Raw genomic sequence first — 19,359 nt, 5'->3', positions numbered from 1 at the left:
AAACCTGTGTTTAATGCCAAGATAAAATGGTGTTGTTTGCGTTGTTAATGCAATCTGTTTGCGTTAACTCAAGATGCGTTAAAGGTGGACGCAAGTACGGGCTATTAATACGCCCCTGTAAATGCATGAGAACTTTAACGGGAATAGGGTTTGCCACGGCAAACAAGCTTTGAATTGCTTGTGACCAGTCGGCAAATAAATTGGGGTGTTGACCACTGAGGCTGCGCTTTACAAATTCATGGGTTTGCATCGGCCACGCATTCGCAGCAACAGAGACTAAGCCTTTCGCGCCAGCTTGGGCAAAGTATGGCATGAGGGCATCATCGCCACTGAAAATAGCAAGCTCTGGAGCGGCATTTCTAAAGCCTTCAAACTTGGCAATATCGCCACTGGCTTCTTTAAGCGCCCATAAATTTTTGTGATCTTTTAAATTACCAATTACGGTCGGTGGAATAGCAACAGCACTGCGCCCTGGTACGTTATAAAGCATACAAGGGTGCTTACTGGCATTAAGCAAGCTTTCAAACCAGTGGGTTTGGCCAACTACGCCAGGCTTGGCGTATAGAGGAGAACCCAGTAAATAACCGTGAATTGGTAATTGGTTGCAGTATTCAACCCACGCTATTTGCTGTTTTAAGTTCATACCGCCGACGGCAACCAGTAAAGGGACGGTTGGCGCTAATTGGCAAACGTGTTCAACAATCGCTTGCTGCTCTTTTAATGTCAGAGCAAGGCCTTCGCCAGTACTGCCAAGCAGTAAAATGCCATTATTAGCTGTTTGTTGCTGCGCAACTAATTGGTCAAGTACGCCATAGTCGACCTCACCTGCGTCAGTAAATGGCGTGACAAGCGCGGTCCACAATGGGTAGTCGTTTAAATTGAAGTTATTGATCATCTCTCACGAACTTATAATTTATTCGAGGAGTTAAGAAGCTTTATGATTGGAGCCGCATTAACATCGTTCGAACTAATAATTCGAAGAGCGAATGGGCTTAATACAATAGGGCGCTATGGCCTTATTATGCTAAGACCAGAAGCTCTCCACCAAATGTTTTAACAGCCAAGCTGTTATTGGTGACAGTCGCTGGGATTCAACCCAGTCGCCCGAAATAACCCTTCACAAAAAGTGTTACTTCTCGGCGTTAATTCCCCTCACGTATGATCACTGGAGTGTTGTGCTCCTCACATACGTTACCTGAATAACGCACCTCTTCTAGCCCACAGTGCCAGTTTTAAAAAATAAAACTCACACCTTAAATAGGGGTAATGGCGGAGATTAAAGCATTTTAGCCGTCTAGGTGTCAAGACTAAGTATGTCTCGTCGTTATTACTTCTTAAAAGGGACTGCCATTGCTGCAAAGTAACGCCTTGATATTAAGCCCCTGTGAAACGCTGAATTCTGCATCTTGAGATGGCTTGGATATATATGAGTAGATATGATCTTTGTTGGCAAAAGGTTACGTATTAATAGCTTTTTTCGTACACTAGTGCGCATATAAGTAAAAGGGTATATAAGTAATGGAAAAATTCCAGGATATTTATCAACGAGCGGCACAGCGTAAAGGTGGCACTGCTATGCTTGAGCAATTGTTACATGCACCTCTTACGGCAGCACAATTGAAGCGCTTACCGGATGATGCATGGCTTGAAGAGTTTACCCGTAAGATTTTCCAAAGTGGTTTCTATTGGTCGGTGATCAACAATAAATGGGCTGGTTTTCGTGAGGTGTTTTGGGACTTTAGCGTTGAAAAACTACTGATGATGCCACCGGACATGCTTGAGCAAAAGGCCAGTGATGAGCGAATTGTCCGTAACTTTAAAAAAGTACAAACTATTCCACAGAACGCTTATATGATCCACGATGCCGCTGCAGAGCATGGCAGTTTCAGTGAGTTTATTGCGAATTGGCCAACAGACGACATAATTGGTTTATGGGCGTATTTAAAAAAACACGGTGCGCGTTTAGGTGGTAACACAGGGCCTTACACATTACGTGCACTTGGCAAAGACACTTTTTTACTATCACGCGATGTTGAAAGCTATTTACGCGGCCACAAAATAATTGATGGTGGTTTGCAAACTAAAAAGTCATTAACTGCGGCACAAGCATTTTTTAATGAGTTACAACAGCAAAGCGGCTTAAGCTTACAAGCGCTAAGCTTAATTATCGCATACAGCGTAGGTGATAATCGCGTAGGTATACAAACAACCCCAGCTTAAGGAATACCATGAAACTAGTTGCTCGCTATACCCAGATTGCTGATGATTTTGCAGTGACCGATTTTCCTAGTGCCGTTGCAGCACCCAAGTTATTGTTGTGGAACGATGTATTAGCTCAGCAGCTTAATATTGATGTTGCCAGCGCTGAACGTGCACAGGTTTTTGCAGGTAACCTAAATAGCAGTAACGTAGAGCCTGTTGCACTGGGTTATTCAGGGCATCAGTTTGGTCATTTTTCACCACGCTTGGGTGATGGTCGTGCACACTTACTAGGAGCTGTCGTTGATCAGCAGCAACAGCAATGGGATATTCAACTTAAAGGTGCAGGTGCTACGCCATTTTCACGCGGTGGCGATGGACGTTGCGCAATTGGCCCTGCTGTTCGTGAATACATAATGAGTGAGGCGATGCACGCGTTAGGAGTACCAACTACGCGGTGTTTAGCTGTCGTCGCCAGCGGTGAAACTGTTTACCGACAGCCGCCGCAACCAGGTGCGATTGTTACACGTGTTGCTAGTAGTCACATCCGCGTTGGCTCGTTTCAGTATTTAGCGGCTCAAGGTGATGTAGCAGGTTTACAAGCTTTGGCTGATTTAGCCATTGAGCGTCATTACCCTGATATAAATGCCACTGGCCCTGAGCGCTATTTAGCATTTTTAGCTCATGTTGTTGAAAAACAAATTGCTCTAGTGGTGAGCTGGATGCGGGTTGGCTTTATACATGGGGTAATGAATACCGATAACACGTTGGTCAGTGGTGAAACTATAGACTATGGCCCATGTGCAATGATGAATCAGTTTGATTTTGACACGGTATTTAGCTCAATCGACCGTCAGGGCCGCTACGCTTTTGGTAATCAACCAAATATAGCTAATTGGAATTGTGCTCGCTTAGCGGAAAGTTTAATGCCTTTAATTAGTGATGATGAAGAGCAAGCTGTTGCGCAATTGAGCCCATTAATTAATGGTTTCGCTGAGCAATTTAATCACGCATTTAGTCAAATGTGGGCGCAAAAACTGGGACTTGATGGCGAGCAAGCTCATGATAAGGATTTAGTTTCAGAGTTACTAGCGCTGCTGAAAACGCATAAGCTTGATTACACCAATACTTTTAATGCGTTGACTGAGTCACAACAGGGCAATAGTGAAATACCTCAAGAGTTAACTGCCTGGTCACAGAATTGGTTGCTGAGGACATCCGACAACAGTTACTCGATAATGCGCAAAGCGAATCCAAAACTGATCCCACGAAATCATATTATTGAAGCTATTTTGCAAGATTTTACGCAGCAGTATCAAAGCCCTATATTGAGTGAATATTTGCATGCATTGCAACAGCCATATCAATCTCAAGTAAAAGAGTCATGGACTTTAGCATCTGAAGATGATGATAATTATCAAACATTTTGTGGCACCTAATGAAATCGACCTATCGGTAATATATTTTTGTTTCTATTGGTTTTTTCCTAAATATCAGCCGTTATTATGAGGCTGTATTTATTTTTATTGCTTTAGGCTGATTATTACCTGTTATTCATTAATATTTATAAGAAATAAATACGTTTTCCACTTGTTGATTCAAAATTAACCAATATAATGTACTTAGAGACTGAAAACTTTAACACGTCTTAAAGTTCACTTACTGCTATTAATACTGACTTGTAAGGTGCTTTCAGTGTTACCGGTAGACGATTTACCTGTTGGTTAGGTAAAGTTTTTTATCTCGTCTATACTTATTACCGTTTGTATTAAAAACCACTTTAGTTGACAAAAACACAATTCAGGCGTTTTCGTTAGGTAATGATTAACAAATGTTTTTGTACTCTGGTTAAAGGTTAAAAAGCTAGGGTCACTTAGCTACAATTTTAATTGCGAAAATGGGAAGGAAACAATGAAATTAAAATCACTTACTATAGCTGTAGTACTAGCTGCAACTAGCGCTTCAAGTTTTGCTGCTGAAAAAGAAGGTTTCTTTATTGGTGCATTTGGCGATTATTACGATGCTTCATGGGAAAATGTCCGTGGCAGTGCAGGAACTAATGTTGATGATTCAACAGGTTGGGGTGCTGAAATTGGTTATCGTTTTAACGATTACTGGAGTGCGCGTTTAGAATACGCAGACATGGATTTTGACATATCAAGCTCAAACCCAGCTATGACTGCAACAAGCATGGACGGCAAACGTTACGGTATTGACGGTCTATACCACATCAATGGCGGCCCTTTCTACGGTATCTTTGGTTTAAAAAATCTTGATGCTGTAGATGAAGATTTAATGTTTGCTAACGTAGGTGCGGGTTACCAACATTACTTTACAGATAATTTTGCTTTTAACGCAGAAACATCTTTATACCAAGGTCTTGATCGTGGTTATACAGATGTTGGCGCTAAACTAGGTCTTAGCTATATCTTTGGTGAGCAAGGTTCAGCAGCTGCACCAGTAGAGCCAGCACCTACGGTAGCTGGTCCTATGGACAGTGATAATGATGGCGTTATCGATGCAGATGACCAATGCGCTAATACACCAATGACAGATGCGGTTGATAGTAAAGGCTGCACACTGTACGAAGAGAAAGAAGCAATGATGACATTGCTAGTTACATTCCCGCACGATGTAGCTGAAGTACCAAATGGTTATTTCGATGATATTGCGGCTTTAGCGACGTTTATGAAAGAAAACGACGGAACATCAGTTTTATTGGAAGGGCATGCTTCAGCTGTTGGTGATGCTGATTATAATATGCAACTATCTAAGAAGCGCGCTCAAGATGTGGCTGATGTATTAGTTAAAGATGGTATTTCATCTGAAAGAGTATCTACAATTGGTTACGGTGAAGAGCGTTTGCTAAACACAGCAAACACACTTGAAGCTCACGCACAAAACCGTCGAGTAGAAGCTCAGGTTAAGAGTGTTGAGCGAGTTAAAGTTCTTCGCAATTAATTTTACTTACTGAAGTTAAAGTGGCTTTAACTTCAGTAATATTTACTTTTAGAAAGTCGACTTGATTAACTTAAGTTGGCTTTTTTATTTTTAAAATACCTGCCAATATTTACTTTTTGAGTAAAAAGGCTAACACTGTATGATGTTAATCTTGACTACTTAATCAACTTTCTCTTTTAATTAAAGTGAATTTAAACTTGATTTAAAGTAATAAAGCCGTAAATAATTGTAGTATTGTGATTGTTAATCAATTAATTTGTCGAAGTTTGAAATGAGTTAAATAATTTTGAGAGCTCGCAAAGTATCTAGCGAGTTAACAATTGATATAGGAATTGTTGTATTTGGTGTTGCTCTAAGCTATTGAGCTTCATTTTAAATTTTCAGTTTCTATAGCTTATTAAGTTTGGATTAATTGGTCATCATCTATCTTAGAGTGAGTTTGGCCAAAATGGCCTTTAGGTATTTTTAATGGAAAGGAATGAAACATGAAACTTAAATCTCTTACTATTGCTTTAGCACTAGCTGCAACTAGCGCTTCAAGCTTCGCGGCCGAAAAAGAAGGCTTTTACATCGGTGCATTTGGCGACTATTACGATGCTTCTTGGGAAAATGTTCGCGGTTATGAACAAGGTGGCTTAGATGTTGATGACTCTACAGGTTGGGGTCTTGAGCTAGGTTATCGCTTCAATGATTACTGGAGCGCTCGTTTAGAATACGCAGACATGGATTTCGATTGGACTGCTCGTGCAACTGACGGTACGTCGGTTAGTGGTTCTGAAGACGGTAAGCGTTACGGTATTGATGGTCTATACCATATCAATGGCGGTCCTTTTTATGGGATTTTTGGTTTGAAAAACCTTGATGCTGTTGATGAAGATTTAATGTTTGCTAACGTAGGTGCTGGTTACCAACATTACTTCACTGATAATTTTGCATTTAACGCTGAAACATCTTTATACCAAGGTCTTGACCGTGGTTACACTGATGTTGGTGCTAAATTAGGTCTTAGCTATATCTTTGGCGCACAAAGCTCAGCTGAACCAGTTGAAGCTGCACCCGTTGCTGCTGTAGTTCCTGTTGCTGTAGCACCTGTAGATAGCGACGGCGATAATATCCCTGATGCTGATGATCAATGTGCTAATACACCAATGACAGATGCAGTAGACGGTACTGGTTGTACTCTTTATGAAGATCGTGAAGTAACTAAGAGCTTATTAATCACGTTCCCTAACAATACTTCTAAAGTATCGCAAAAGTACTTAGATGATATTGATGCAGCTGTTGCTTTCTTAAATGAGCACCCTGGAAAAGAAGTACTTTTAGAAGGTCACTCTTCTTCAGTAGGTAAAGCTGACTACAACAAGTGGTTATCTAAAAAGCGTGCAGATGCTGTTGCAGCTCGTCTAGTTAAAGACGGCATTGATAAAAATCGTATCGTTACAGTTGGTTTAGGTGAAGAACGCCTTAAAAATCCAGCAAACACTGCTGAAGCTCACGCTGAAAACCGTCGTGTTGAAGCACATGTAACTGTTATTGAGCGCGTAAAAGTAGAGCGTTAATAATAACTAAATTTAAGAACCCAGCTATGTGCTGGGTTTTTTTATGCCTGATAATACTGATTCGTAGTTAGCATTCATCTGACTGGTGTTTTTTATATAGGGTATTCATACCACTTATAATGAGTATCATGTTTTGCGTTACTGGGTGGATTTTAATCTATACTTAAAAGCTTTATTATCAACAGTCAGAATTCTATAAAGGTTTGGTAATTTTTGGCGAACACTCGCACTACTAAATACTTTCACGTCACCAAGAGGGCTATATTGTGCTACAAAATTATCGTAAACACGTAGAAGAACGTGCCGAATTAGGTATTGTACCAGCGCCATTAGATGCTCAGCAAACGGCTGATCTTATCGAGTTAGTAAAAATTCCACCTGCGGGTGAAGAAGAGTTTATTCTAAATTTATTAGTAAACCGTGTACCACCTGGTGTGGATGATGCCGCTTACATCAAAGCAGGGTTTTTGGCTGCTGTTGCTAAAGGCGGCACATCGTCACCACTTATCTCAAAAGAGCAAGCAGCAGAGCTGCTAGGGACTATGCTTGGTGGCTACAATATCGCCCCTATGATTGATTTACTTGATGACGATACGCTTGCACCAATTGTTGTTAAAGGTCTTGCAAATACATTACTCATGTTTGATGCATTTTATGATGTTGAAGAAAAAGCCAAAGCAGGTAATCGCTTTGCTAAGCAAGTTATTGAATCATGGGCAAACGCACAGTGGTTTACTAATAAGCCCGCGGTTGCTGAAAAAATCTCTGTTACTGTTTTTAAAGTAACAGGTGAGACAAATACTGATGACTTATCACCAGCACCAGATGCATGGTCTCGCCCTGATATTCCTCTGCATGCTTTAGCAATGCTAAAAATTGAGCGCGATGGCATCACGCCAGATAAAGGCGGTGAAGTTGGTCCTATTACTCAACTTGAAGAATTAAAAACGAAAGGGTTACCACTGGCATATGTTGGTGATGTTGTTGGCACGGGTTCTTCACGTAAGTCTGCCACTAACTCTGTACTTTGGTTTATGGGTGATGATATTCCATTTGTACCAAATAAGCGTGTTGGCGGTGTATGTTTAGGTAACAAGATTGCGCCTATCTTCTTTAATACAATGGAAGATTCTGGTGCGTTACCAATCGAATTAAACGTCGACGAGTTCAATATGGGTGACCAAATCGATATTTACCCTTATGAAGGGGTTGTTAAACGCCATGGTACTGATGAGGTAATCTCTACTTTTGAACTTAAATCAGATGTCATTCTTGATGAAGTTCGTGCTGGTGGTCGTATTCCACTGATCATCGGCCGTGGCTTAACAGACAAAGCGCGTACATCACTGGGTTTAGGTGCAACGGATGTATTTAAAGTGCCAGCAGTAACTGAAATATCTGATAAAGGCTTCACGCTTGCGCAAAAAATGGTGGGCAAAGCATGTAATGTGGCCGGTATTCGCCCAGGTCAATACTGTGAGCCTAAGATGACCACTGTTGGCTCACAGGATACTACAGGCCCGATGACTCGGGATGAGCTTAAAGACTTAGCCTGTTTAGGTTTCTCTGCTGATTTAACCATGCAGTCTTTTTGCCATACATCGGCTTACCCTAAACCTATTGATGTAAACACCCATCATACGTTACCCGATTTCATCATGAACCGTGGCGGCGTATCACTGCGTCCCGGTGACGGTGTAATTCACTCTTGGTTAAACCGTATGTTATTACCAGATACCGTAGGTACTGGTGGTGATTCACATACACGTTTCCCACTGGGTATTTCATTCCCTGCAGGTTCAGGTGCAGTCGCATTTGCAGCCGCAACAGGGGTTATGCCTCTTGATATGCCTGAGTCAATTTTGGTGCGCTTTAAAGGTAAAATGCAAGCTGGTATCACTTTACGAGACCTTGTTCATGCAATCCCTTATTTCGCGATCAAGGAAGGTCTACTGACGGTTGAGAAGAAAGGCAAAATTAATGAGTTCTCTGGCCGTATTCTAGAGATTGAAGGTGTTGAACATTTGACTGTTGAGCAAGCATTTGAGCTTTCCGATGCATCAGCAGAACGATCAGCTGCAGGTTGTACCGTTAAGCTTTCTAAAGAGTCTATTGCTGAATACCTAGAATCAAACATTGTTATGCTTAAATGGATGATCTCAGAAGGTTACGGTGATGTTCGTACCATTGAGCGCCGTATTACTGCAATGCAGGACTGGTTAGCAAACCCAGAGCTGATGGAAGCTGATACAGATGCAGAATATAAACACGTCCTAGAAATCGACCTAGCCGATATCAATGAACCAATTCTATGTGCGCCAAATGACCCTGATGATGCACGTTTATTATCTGATGTTACAGGCGAGAAAATCGACGAAGTATTTATTGGTTCATGTATGACCAATATTGGTCACTTCCGCGCCGCAGGTAAACTATTAGATGGTTTCTCTGGTCGTATTCCAACTCAGCTATGGGTTGCGCCACCGACTAAGATGGATAAAGACCAACTTACCGATGAAGGCTACTACGGTATTTTCGGCCGTGTTGGTGCACGTATTGAAACGCCGGGTTGCTCATTGTGTATGGGCAATCAAGCACGTGTTGCAGATAAAGCCACGGTGGTTTCTACCTCTACCCGTAACTTCCCTAACCGTTTAGGTAATGGTGCCAACGTATTTTTAGCATCCGCTGAACTTGCAGCTGTCGCGGCTATTTTAGGTAAATTACCTACACCCGCTGAGTACCAAGAATATGCCGCTAAGATCAATGCTACAGCGGCTGATACTTACCGTTATTTGAACTTTCACCGTATGCCTGCTTACACTAAAAAAGCAGACAACGTGATAATCCAACAAGCTGTTTAAAAGTCTGCTTGTTACAAAAAACCCACATTGCGTGGGTTTTTTGTTAAGTTTGTGTTCATTTTCACTTGACGAAAACTTTTCTTCGTCTAAAATCCTACCGATAACAATAATTAACATATGTTATTTGTTGCCAAGGAAGAGGCGATAATTTTCTTTTCGACATGCTATTAAAATAATTAAGTAGTACTGTAAAAGACCATCGTAAACTCCTCGGCTAACTTCAATTTCACATTATACATCAAATTATGCGGCATCAACTTCTCTATCGAGCTAGTGATTAGAGCCTGAGGTTCACAAGTATAATTTTAATAATCTATCTAAAAATTATAAGAGTCAGAAACAATATCTTAGGGCCGTATTAAACTATGGCTTTTTAATCACTAAAGGGAATGATTTAAACAGTTCCCCTTAATTGCATCCATTTAAAAGGGGAATGAAATGGGTTTTTTTGAAACAAAGCTACGCATAGGCTTGCTAGCCAGTGCATTATTTTTAACTGGCTGTGGAGGCACAGGTGATGAGGAAGGTGGTACAACGCCAACACCTGTTGAACCAGTAAACCAAAGCCCAACAGTTACAATAACGGCTGCAGATGAACAAATAGAACAAGAAAAATTCACGCTTAATGCGACTGCAAACGATACGGATGGTGAAATTTCGTCATATAGTTGGAGCCACGATGCGAGCTTTGATTTTATCAGTGATGGTCTTTCCAGTGCTGAAGCGAGCTTTACTACCCCAGATATCAGTGAAGACATTACTGTTAACTTTACTGTAACGGTTACTGATAATGATGGCGCCTCGACATCATCTTCTCAAGCAGTGCTCATCAAGCGTAAAGTAACCAATGTAACCATAACAGGGCTGGTTACTGATGAGCCAATTGCCAATGCTGAACTTGAAATTGTTGTTGGTGGTGAATCTTTTCAGGTTCAAGCAAATGATAGTGGTCGTTATACCGCGGTTTTAAATATCGATGAGTCATCAACTAAAAAGTTGGTCAGAGTCAAAGCGAAAGGGTTAGATACCTTAAACCCAGGGGTTGAATTTGTATCGCAGCTAAGCTCAGTCGAAAAACTTCTCGCACAAGCGGGTGAGGATAAAACCCTCGATAGCAATGATAATTTTGGTGTAAACATCACTAATGTAACAACTGCAGAGTTCGCTCTTTTAACTCGTGATGGTGTTGAGCTAAGTAGTGACGAAGATCTAAATACAGCATTGTTAAATGTTGATGCAGATGAAAAAATTCAACTTGCGACATTAATTAAAATTGTAGTTGATAATCCAGACTATTCGTTACCAGAAGGCGTTAATAGTACACTAGAGCTTGTTGCAAACGAGCAGGTAGCAAAACAGTTTGAAGAAGAAGTAACAGAGAAAGACCCTGAGATCATCGAAAAAACTAAAAAAGAAATTAAAGAAGATGATGATCTTGTAACAGGTGCAAAAGGCACGCTTGAGGGAGAGTATATTATTAACTCACCTCGTTATCACACCAATACAGCGTTTCACTTAAGCCTAATGGCAGATGGTAACGGTGAGTTTAGCGCTAATACCAGTAGCGCTATCACTTGGTCTGAAAGTGAGGGTGTGTATACATTAGAGTTTGATAAACAGGTTACGATTTATCAAAATTCAGATGCTGAAAGTTCAGAGTCTTTATTTTTAACAGGGCTTAGTTTTATAGTATTAGCTGAAAACGATGTATTTAGAACCATCGAGATCACGCGTTCAACAGAGCGAATGATAGTTGATAGAAATTCCGCATCAGTCACAATGACGACTGAAGAAGATGAAACATATACGACGAATCTAATATATAAAAATAAATCCATTTCATTATTAGCTGAGCAGCTTTTAGGTGAGTGGGTGTTTGATGCGTATGAGAATGATTACGATACTAGTGACGATCCTGACCTACCTGAAACCCTGCAATTCTATGCTGATGGTACAGGCGATGTTGGTGGTAACAGCAGCGAAGCATTTACTTGGCAGCTAAACAGCCATAGCTTAACTGTTAACTATGATGAAGATGGTGAAATAGGGCAGCTTGAGCTTTGGTTTACAAAAGCATTAAGTGGCGGTTATCAATTAGTTGGTCTTGATACGAGCGACACCCTAACAGGGTTGTTAATCAAAAAACAAGCCGTTACCACAACAAATGAAGACGTAATAGGTCGCTGGCATGGGTTTATAGGCACGTCTCAATCATATGATTTAAATATTTATAGCGATGGCACAACCATGATTGGTTTGGGCATTACTGATTGGCAAGGGCATTTAGAGGATGGTCAGTTTACACGTAAGCGCTTCATTTATAACAATGAAGTTGTTACATCATGTGAAGGCTTTGATGCAAGTTGTTACCTTGAAAGTGAAATGATTCATGAGTTCATCAGTATTGTTGGAAACCTGTATTACATTGAGCGCACTCTAAATTACTACTTACCAAACGGTGAGATTAGCTCTCAAGACGGCGCGATATTAGTTTATGAATACAGCAAAGATTTAAGCTACAGCGCATTTACCGAAGAATTATTAGAAAATTACACTGAGTTTTATTCAGCAGATGGCCAAACAGATAGAATTTATACTGAATATGACGAAAACGGTAACGTAATATACGTTGTTGAATTAGAGGGGCAGACTTACACTGGCGCAACCTTTAATGACGGTGTGTTAAGTTATGACAGAGATGGTGAGAAATGGCACTTTGAACTTGTTTCATCAGATACCGGCAGCATTGTAGTTTGCCATTATAAAGATGGCGGCGCGTGTAATGCTGCCTCACAAATTACTTACTTATCAAAGCGCCCTAAAGTTACCCTTACTGCTAACTCAAGTGGCAATGGTGAAATTTCGCCCGCATCACAAGCGTCATTTTTGTATCAAAAAGTTGGATTTGAAATCATTCCTGGCGACGGTTTCGTTTTAGACGCAATTGAAGGTTGTGATGGTTATGTTGAGGGTAATCACTACATTGCATTTGCTGGCAATATGGATTGTGAAATTAATGCGACCTTTAAAGATAAGCAGGAGACTGTTGGTACCTTTATGATTGGTAATCAAGACCTTTATTATGCGAGCACTTATACGGTAGAGCTAAGTGAAGATAATACAGGTTCTTTAACCTACGAGGGTAAAGTTGATGTGGTTTGGACTGAAAACTCTGAAGGGGTAGTTGAAATCACTCCACAGCAAGTGTTGATTCTTAGTGAATTCCAAAATATAGAGTACCCAGAAGGTTCACCGATTGAAGTAACTGTCAAAAATATAGCTAGCAGCCTGAGATTAATCCCATTACCGGTTGAAGGAAGTAACTGGTATGAGTTAGAGCAGACTATCGAACAATATAAAAATGATGTATTTGTTGAAGAGACTAAAAGCTCATATAAAGTGACCAAAACGTATCTTGAGCAACGTTTGGCAATTACAACTGATGACATCGTTGGTGATTGGTCTGTAGATCTAGTAAATGAACAAACAGTTTACAATGTCGCTTTCAATCCAGATGGTACGGGTACAGCTCATGATATAAGTGATTTATCAGTAGAAAATTTTACGTGGCAAGTCCTTAATAATTCAATAGTGCTTGATTTAACAGGCTCTGATACAGAGACATTTTTTGTCGTTAAAGATTTAAATGTGGGCTACCAGTTAGTCACACAAGGTACATTTGAAGATGAGCAATACACCGATGCTGGTATTATGGTACGTCGTAATGAGCAAGCAATCTCAGCTGATAACTTTGCCGGGCGCCATCAGTTCAGGGATGGTCATGATACCAACTCTTATTGGGGGGAGATTCAAGTCTACGAAGATGGAGAGCTTTTCTTTACTACAGGGACCAGTTCGTATCAAAAGGGGTTTGAGGACGGACATTTAAAGCGTGACGCTTATTACAATACTGATACATGGGAGCTGGTTGATTGGTGTGATACCTCTGAGCCTAACTGTGAGTTTGTTGGTGGGATGGAATATACTCTAGTGGCAGTCGATAATAATCGCTACTATGTTGAGCGTGTTAGCCATTTTTATAGCAATAATGAATTAACAGACTCGTATGCACATTTATACATTCATGATTATAACCCTTCAACAAAGGTCGATCAATTTAATGAGTATGATTTAAACTATACCAGTCTTTATCAAAATGATAGTAATGGCATTACTCGCTGGTTTATTACTTCTGGTGATTACGATGAAGATCAAGATAAACAATATTACACTCTTAAACTGGATGATGCTGAGCCGGTAAATGTTGAGTTGGTTGACGGTAAATTAGAGTTAATACTGAATGGTCAAGATACGGTTATTGAGCTTATTGATAACAATCGCCGTAATGTTACTTTCTGTAAGCACTTAAAAGGCAATAGCTGCCAGGAAGAAGATAAAGTTTACTTATCGTTTGATGCACCGCAGCATACCATTTCGGTAAACTCGGGCAGTAACGGTCAGCTAGGCATTACCGATGGATATCAAGTCACGCATGGTACAAAAAAGTATATCGATATTATTCCTGATAACGGCTATCAATTAGATACTATATCAGGGTGCGGTGGTGCTGTTAATGAGTATGGTACTTATGTAACAAGCGAGATATTTGCTAGTTGCCAAATTGATGTGACTTTTAAAGAGTTCATTCCATTATCTACTCAGGCAAATATTACAGATCCTGCGCTTGCTATGTGTGTTGATAGCTCAGAGCAAGAAAATTTGGAGAGTGTTACTGAGTTAGATTGTCGATGGGATAATTATGGTGAAGTAACATCACTGGAAGGGTTAGGTTCTTTTCCTAATCTTAATGTATTAGAGCTTGGGAATGTAAAAGTAGGTGCACACGCCGATTTAAGTCACTTACAAAGTTTGAATGAAATAGTACTTAATGGGGGAGGTGATATAGAGACTGTCTCTGTAATTGACCCCCAAAAAATTACAAAGTTAGAACTAATAGCACAGAACATAAGCACCATTGATCTAGCGCCTTACTCTAACCTTGAGTATTTGGGGCTAAGAGATAACCCGCTAACAGATATTAATCTTAATGCGCAAAATAAGCTCCTACACCTAGACTTACAAGCGACTCAAATTACTGATTTGGATTTACATAACAACGAGCTCATAGAAACGATTTCGCTAAATAATAGTGAACTAACCAATTTAGATATTGGGCACTTAACGAACCTTAAAGATGCTTGGCTATTTGGCTTAGTTAATGTGAAAGAGTTAGATTTACAAAATAAAATTAATCTTACTAGCCTACAAATTAATTCGATTGGCGCTAAACATATTGATTTTAGTGGCCTTTCTTCTCTACAAACATTATTAATTGGAAATACGGAATTTGATAGCCTCGACTTCACTTCTTTAGCACAGCTGAGGCACCTTGATATCGTCGGTGTGGATCATTCGTTGATAACTTGGTCTCAATTAGGTCAAGTATCAGAATTGGTAATGGGCGGCAAAAATGTTACCTCTGTTGATACCTCAGTACTTACTCAATTGAGGTCATTGGAAATCATTGACTCTAATATCACTGACCTATCAATTCCAGCAGGTAATATGTTAGAGCACTTAAATCTCTATTATAATAAAAACTTAGCCGGTCTTGATATATCAGCGTTGAGCTTATTACGCTACTTTTACTTGCAAGGTAGTTCTGTTGAATCTCTCGATTTTTCTAACAACAACCAATTATTAGGAGCAACTGTATGGGAAGCACCACTAAAGAGCGTTTCGGGCTTAGAGTTTGTTTCTGATAAAAATGCGGAATTAGGTTTTAGTGGCTTACCATTAACAGACGAAACGACCATGTACCTGGATGATTTGCGGGATAATCAAGGTTATATCAACCTTTATTACTCAGTGAGTTATCAAGTTGGTGTGTCAATTCTGGGTAATGGTAACGTAAGCGACAGTAGTTTTTTACTTAGTGATAATGAAACGCGAGGTATTAGTTTATATCCAGATGATGGCTATGAAGTGGGGAATATTGAGGGTTGTAATGGTACTTGGCACTCAGCTGACTATTATGAAGTAGGTCCAATCACAGAGTCTTGCGAGATTAATGTAGAGTTTGTTGTGGCAATCCCACTTGCTGATAAAGCGGGTATAACTGATCCGGTACTTGCGCAATGTGTTAACAACTCAGGTTATACACGATTAGAAGAAACAACTTCATTGTATTGTGCATGGAGTGGTAATGGTGAAGTAACATCGCTGGAAGGGTTAGGTTCTTTTCCTAATTTGGAAGCATTTCATATTAGTGAGTTAAATTTGGGGGGTGGGGATATTGATATGTCTCAGTATCCTAGCCTTAAAATTATTGGCATTCACAACTCAGGTGTGACATCACTTTTAGTTGATGACCCTAGTATGATTACTGAGCTTTATTTAACTTCAAACCAACTTACCAATATCGATTTGTCTGAATATTTAAACCTTCAACGTTTAGATCTATCCCAGAATGCGTTAACAACTATTGATTTAAGTCATAATACATCCCTTAATGATTTAAAGCTGAATAACAATCAACTAGCGGAGCTTGATGTGAGTGTTAATCACGACTTAATATTTTTATCTGCTGAATCAAATTTACTCACATTTATAAACGTGGCTCATTTAAGTCAATTAGAAAGTTTATTTGTAGGTCATAACCAATTAACGTCATTAGAAGTTTCGCAGTTAAGTGAGTTAAGGAGGCTAGACGCTGGAAGAAATATGATAACCGAGCTAAACGTTACTATGAGCCCTAAGCTAACGCAATTGTCGATCTGGGGTAATAAGTTAGTAGCCATAGATTTAAGCAATAATGCTCAACTAACCTCTTTAGATTTAGGCAATAATCAACTTACTTCACTTGACTTTAATACCAACAATCTTATTGAGTATTTAGGTATAGAACACAACCAATTAGCTTTGGTCGATTTAACAGAGTTAACGAATCTTCATCACCTAAATGCTTTTCATAACTTATTTAATGAAATCGACTTAAGTAATAATCCACTACTGCAACACGTATATCTATCTGATAACCAGTTGACGAATTTAGATTTAACTCAAAACTCAATGCTTGTGTATTTGGGGGTTAGCGGTAACTTTTTGGAAAGCCTTAATTTAACTGGTAATAAAAACTTGTTAAGTTTGTATGCTAATCATAATAATTTTAGCCATCTCGATGTGTCAGCTAATACAGAGCTTGAATATTTAGAGGTTAACAATAATCATCTCAACAGCATTGATTTATCGGAAAATATCAAGCTAACCCAGCTCTACCTAGGTAGTAACCAACTGGCTAGCGTTAATATTGATAATAACCTTGCACTGACATTTTTTAGTGCAGAGTATAACGAGTTGACTGATATTGATACGAGCAACAACAGTTTGCTTGAAAATTTGTGGTTGAACAATAATGAAATAGCAGCTGTAAGTGGCTTAGAGTCGATTGTAAATAAAGCTGCCTATATTAACTTATGGGAAAACAACTTATCGGCTGATACGGTGAGTTATTTAGAAGTACTACGAGATAGCCAAGGGTATACTAATTTAAGTTTTTAAACTTTATCTAGGCTATAAAACGGCCACCTTGAGTGGCTGTTTTTGTTTTTGAATTGAAAATCCTATAAAGTTCAACTTACGATCTTAAATTTACACTTTTTATAATCTTTCACTTAATAAAGACGCAAAAATTTCTATTCATTTGCATTAAAATTCTCGCCATACTTTTAGACTATAGGCGAGATCTTTATGACAGCATTAAACAACCAGAACCTATTACAACTTCGTTTTGTAAACCAAGCTCATATCGAGGCAGTCAAGCCATCATTTGCTAATCTACCTGCTAATCCGTACGCCGATGGTGCGTTTCGTAAACGCCGCTATTCAGTGATCAAAGCACAAGGTGGCGAACTAAAACTACAAGCCACTAAAGCCTTTGTACAAGATGATTCAATTAATACCTTTCAAGGTAATGTTGAGCGTACTTACGAGAACTTAGAGTCAAGCTTACTGCAAAGTGAAGGCATGAAAAGTATCGTTAATGAGTTTCGTGCTATCACAGGTATAGACGAAGACCGTGATATTGAGATCCACCAGTTTAGAATGCTAGCAATTGAAAGCGACACGCCACCGGCGCCAGAAGGTATTCACCAAGACGGCTTTGATCATGTATGTATTTGTGGTGTATCACATGAAAATCTAGAAGGTGGTGAATTACTTGTTTATGAAAACAAACAAGCTGAGCCGTGTTTTAAAATGGAAATTAAAGACGGTATGTTTGCATTAATCAACGACCGTGAAGTATGGCACAACGCCACGCCGATGAATAAGATTGATGCAAGTAAAGACGGTTACCTAGATTGTTTCGTACTAACGGCTTAAGGAATGATAATGAATTTAACTAAACTTCGTCGTCAGTTTCCGGCATTAATGCAACAAGTTGCGGGTAAGTCACCGATATTTTTAGATGGCCCAGGTGGTTCGCAAGTACCGCAATCAGTGCTTAGTGCAATGTCGGCTTACTTAGGTTATTACAACTCTAACTTAGGCGGCGCGTTTTTCTCAAGCGATAAAACCGTTGAGCTAATGGCTAATGCGCGCCAAGCAGCGGCTGATTTACTTAATTCACCATCGCGCGATCAAATTGTATTTGGCGCGAATATGACCAGCCTTACGTTTAGCTTTAGCCGTGCTATTTCTCGCGACTGGCAAGCGGGCGATGAAATTATAGTGACTAATGCTGATCACTTCTCAAATGTATCCTCTTGGCAACAAGCAGCTGAAGATAAAGGCGTTAAAGTTAATACTGCGCTTATCAACGAGGCTGATTGCAGCTTAGATATGGCGCATTTTGAGAGCTTATTAAATAGTAACACTAAACTGGTTGCCGTTACGTATGCATCAAACACCACCGGCTCTATTAACGATATCCAGCGTATTGTTGAACTTGCTCATAGCGTGGGTGCATTGGTGTATGTGGATGCAGTTCATTATGCGCCACATGAGTTAGTTGACGTACAAGCCCTTGATTGTGATTTTTTAGCCTGCTCTGCGTATAAGTTTTTTGGTCCGCACTTAGGCATGGTTTATGGTAAACGTGAACACCTTGAAGGGTTTACGCCTTATAAGGTTGAACCTGCCAAGGATATTATTCCTGGGCGCTGGGAAACCGGTACGCAAAGCTTTGAGGCACTCGCGGGTTTAATTGCTGCGGTTGACTACATTGCTGATATTAGTGAGCTTGATGATAGTCATTCGCGCCGTGATAAATTAGCTGCGGCTTTTGCCAAAACCAAACAGCATGAAATGGCATTAAGTGAGTACTTTCTCACACGTTTAGTTAACTACCCTAAAATTAAGCTATTTGGTATTGATGATTTAGAGCGTTTATCAGAGCGTACACCGACCTTTGCTTTAACTTTTGCAGGGCTTGAACCACGTCAGGTGTCTGAGTTTTTAGGCAAGCAACATGTTTGTGTGTGGGATGGTAACTTCTACGCTCAGGGCTTATGCAAGCAATTGGGTGTATTGGATACTGGCGGCGTTGTACGCATTGGTTGCATGCACTACAACACCATCGAAGAACTTGATAAGTTATTTGATTTGTTTGATGAGCTGATTTGAAGCTGTCAGCTATAAGCCGTCAGCTTTCAGTTTAATGCAAATACTTGACAGTAGTCAGCAGTTAGTTAATTTTTGGCTGACCGCTGACCGCTGACCGCTGACCGCTGACCGCTGACCGCTGACCGCTGACCGCTGACCGCTGACCGCTGACC

Annotated in this window: 9 protein-coding genes and 1 riboswitch; of the genes, 8 read left to right on the top strand and 1 reads right to left on the bottom strand. The window is 40.0% G+C overall.

What is annotated here, in order from left to right:
• Positions 1-10: 10 nt before the first annotated feature.
• Complete coding sequence (dapA, locus tag V7783_RS18755) at positions 11-895, bottom strand: 4-hydroxy-tetrahydrodipicolinate synthase (protein WP_335680020.1); 885 nt, start codon at positions 893-895, stop codon at positions 11-13.
• A 131-nt stretch (positions 896-1,026) separates the two neighbouring features.
• A riboswitch (Lysine riboswitch) is annotated at positions 1,027-1,221 on the bottom strand.
• Between the two features lie 297 nt (positions 1,222-1,518).
• Here dapA and V7783_RS18750 point away from each other — a divergent pair.
• The 8 genes from V7783_RS18750 to V7783_RS18715 all read left to right on the top strand — a co-directional run bounded on the left by V7783_RS18750 (position 1,519) and on the right by V7783_RS18715 (position 19,207).
• Positions 1,519-2,220 (top strand): DNA-3-methyladenine glycosylase I, encoded by a 702-nt coding sequence (locus V7783_RS18750; RefSeq protein WP_335680019.1) that lies wholly within the window; start codon positions 1,519-1,521, stop codon positions 2,218-2,220.
• 8 nt (positions 2,221-2,228) lie between these two features.
• The gene (locus V7783_RS18745) at positions 2,229-3,638 is read left to right on the top strand and encodes a protein adenylyltransferase SelO (RefSeq protein WP_335680018.1); all 1,410 of its coding nucleotides are present in this window, start codon (positions 2,229-2,231) and stop codon (positions 3,636-3,638) included.
• 472 nt (positions 3,639-4,110) lie between these two features.
• Positions 4,111-5,160: an OmpA family protein gene (locus V7783_RS18740; RefSeq protein ID WP_335680017.1), complete on the top strand. Its 1,050-nt coding sequence runs from the start codon at positions 4,111-4,113 to the stop codon at positions 5,158-5,160.
• A gap of 485 nt (positions 5,161-5,645) precedes the next feature.
• Positions 5,646-6,719, top strand: a complete 1,074-nt coding sequence (locus V7783_RS18735; protein WP_335680016.1) for an OmpA family protein — start codon at positions 5,646-5,648, stop codon at positions 6,717-6,719.
• A gap of 266 nt (positions 6,720-6,985) precedes the next feature.
• On the top strand, positions 6,986-9,583 hold the full coding sequence (gene acnB, locus V7783_RS18730) for a bifunctional aconitate hydratase 2/2-methylisocitrate dehydratase (RefSeq protein WP_335680015.1): 2,598 nt from the start codon (positions 6,986-6,988) through the stop codon (positions 9,581-9,583).
• Positions 9,584-10,021: 438 nt separating this feature from the next.
• The gene (locus tag V7783_RS18725) at positions 10,022-17,143 is read left to right on the top strand and encodes a leucine-rich repeat domain-containing protein (protein WP_335680014.1); all 7,122 of its coding nucleotides are present in this window, start codon (positions 10,022-10,024) and stop codon (positions 17,141-17,143) included.
• 189 nt (positions 17,144-17,332) lie between these two features.
• Positions 17,333-17,965: a 2OG-Fe dioxygenase family protein gene (locus tag V7783_RS18720; protein WP_182718990.1), complete on the top strand. Its 633-nt coding sequence runs from the start codon at positions 17,333-17,335 to the stop codon at positions 17,963-17,965.
• A gap of 9 nt (positions 17,966-17,974) precedes the next feature.
• Positions 17,975-19,207: a cysteine desulfurase-like protein gene (locus V7783_RS18715; RefSeq protein WP_335680013.1), complete on the top strand. Its 1,233-nt coding sequence runs from the start codon at positions 17,975-17,977 to the stop codon at positions 19,205-19,207.
• The last annotated feature ends 152 nt before the right edge of the window (positions 19,208-19,359 follow it).

This window comes from Pseudoalteromonas sp., assembly GCF_036960685.1.
Taxonomy (GTDB): domain Bacteria; phylum Pseudomonadota; class Gammaproteobacteria; order Enterobacterales; family Alteromonadaceae; genus Pseudoalteromonas.
Note: the sequence above shows the minus strand (reverse complement) of the source record. Positions and strands in the feature narration are given on the sequence as shown.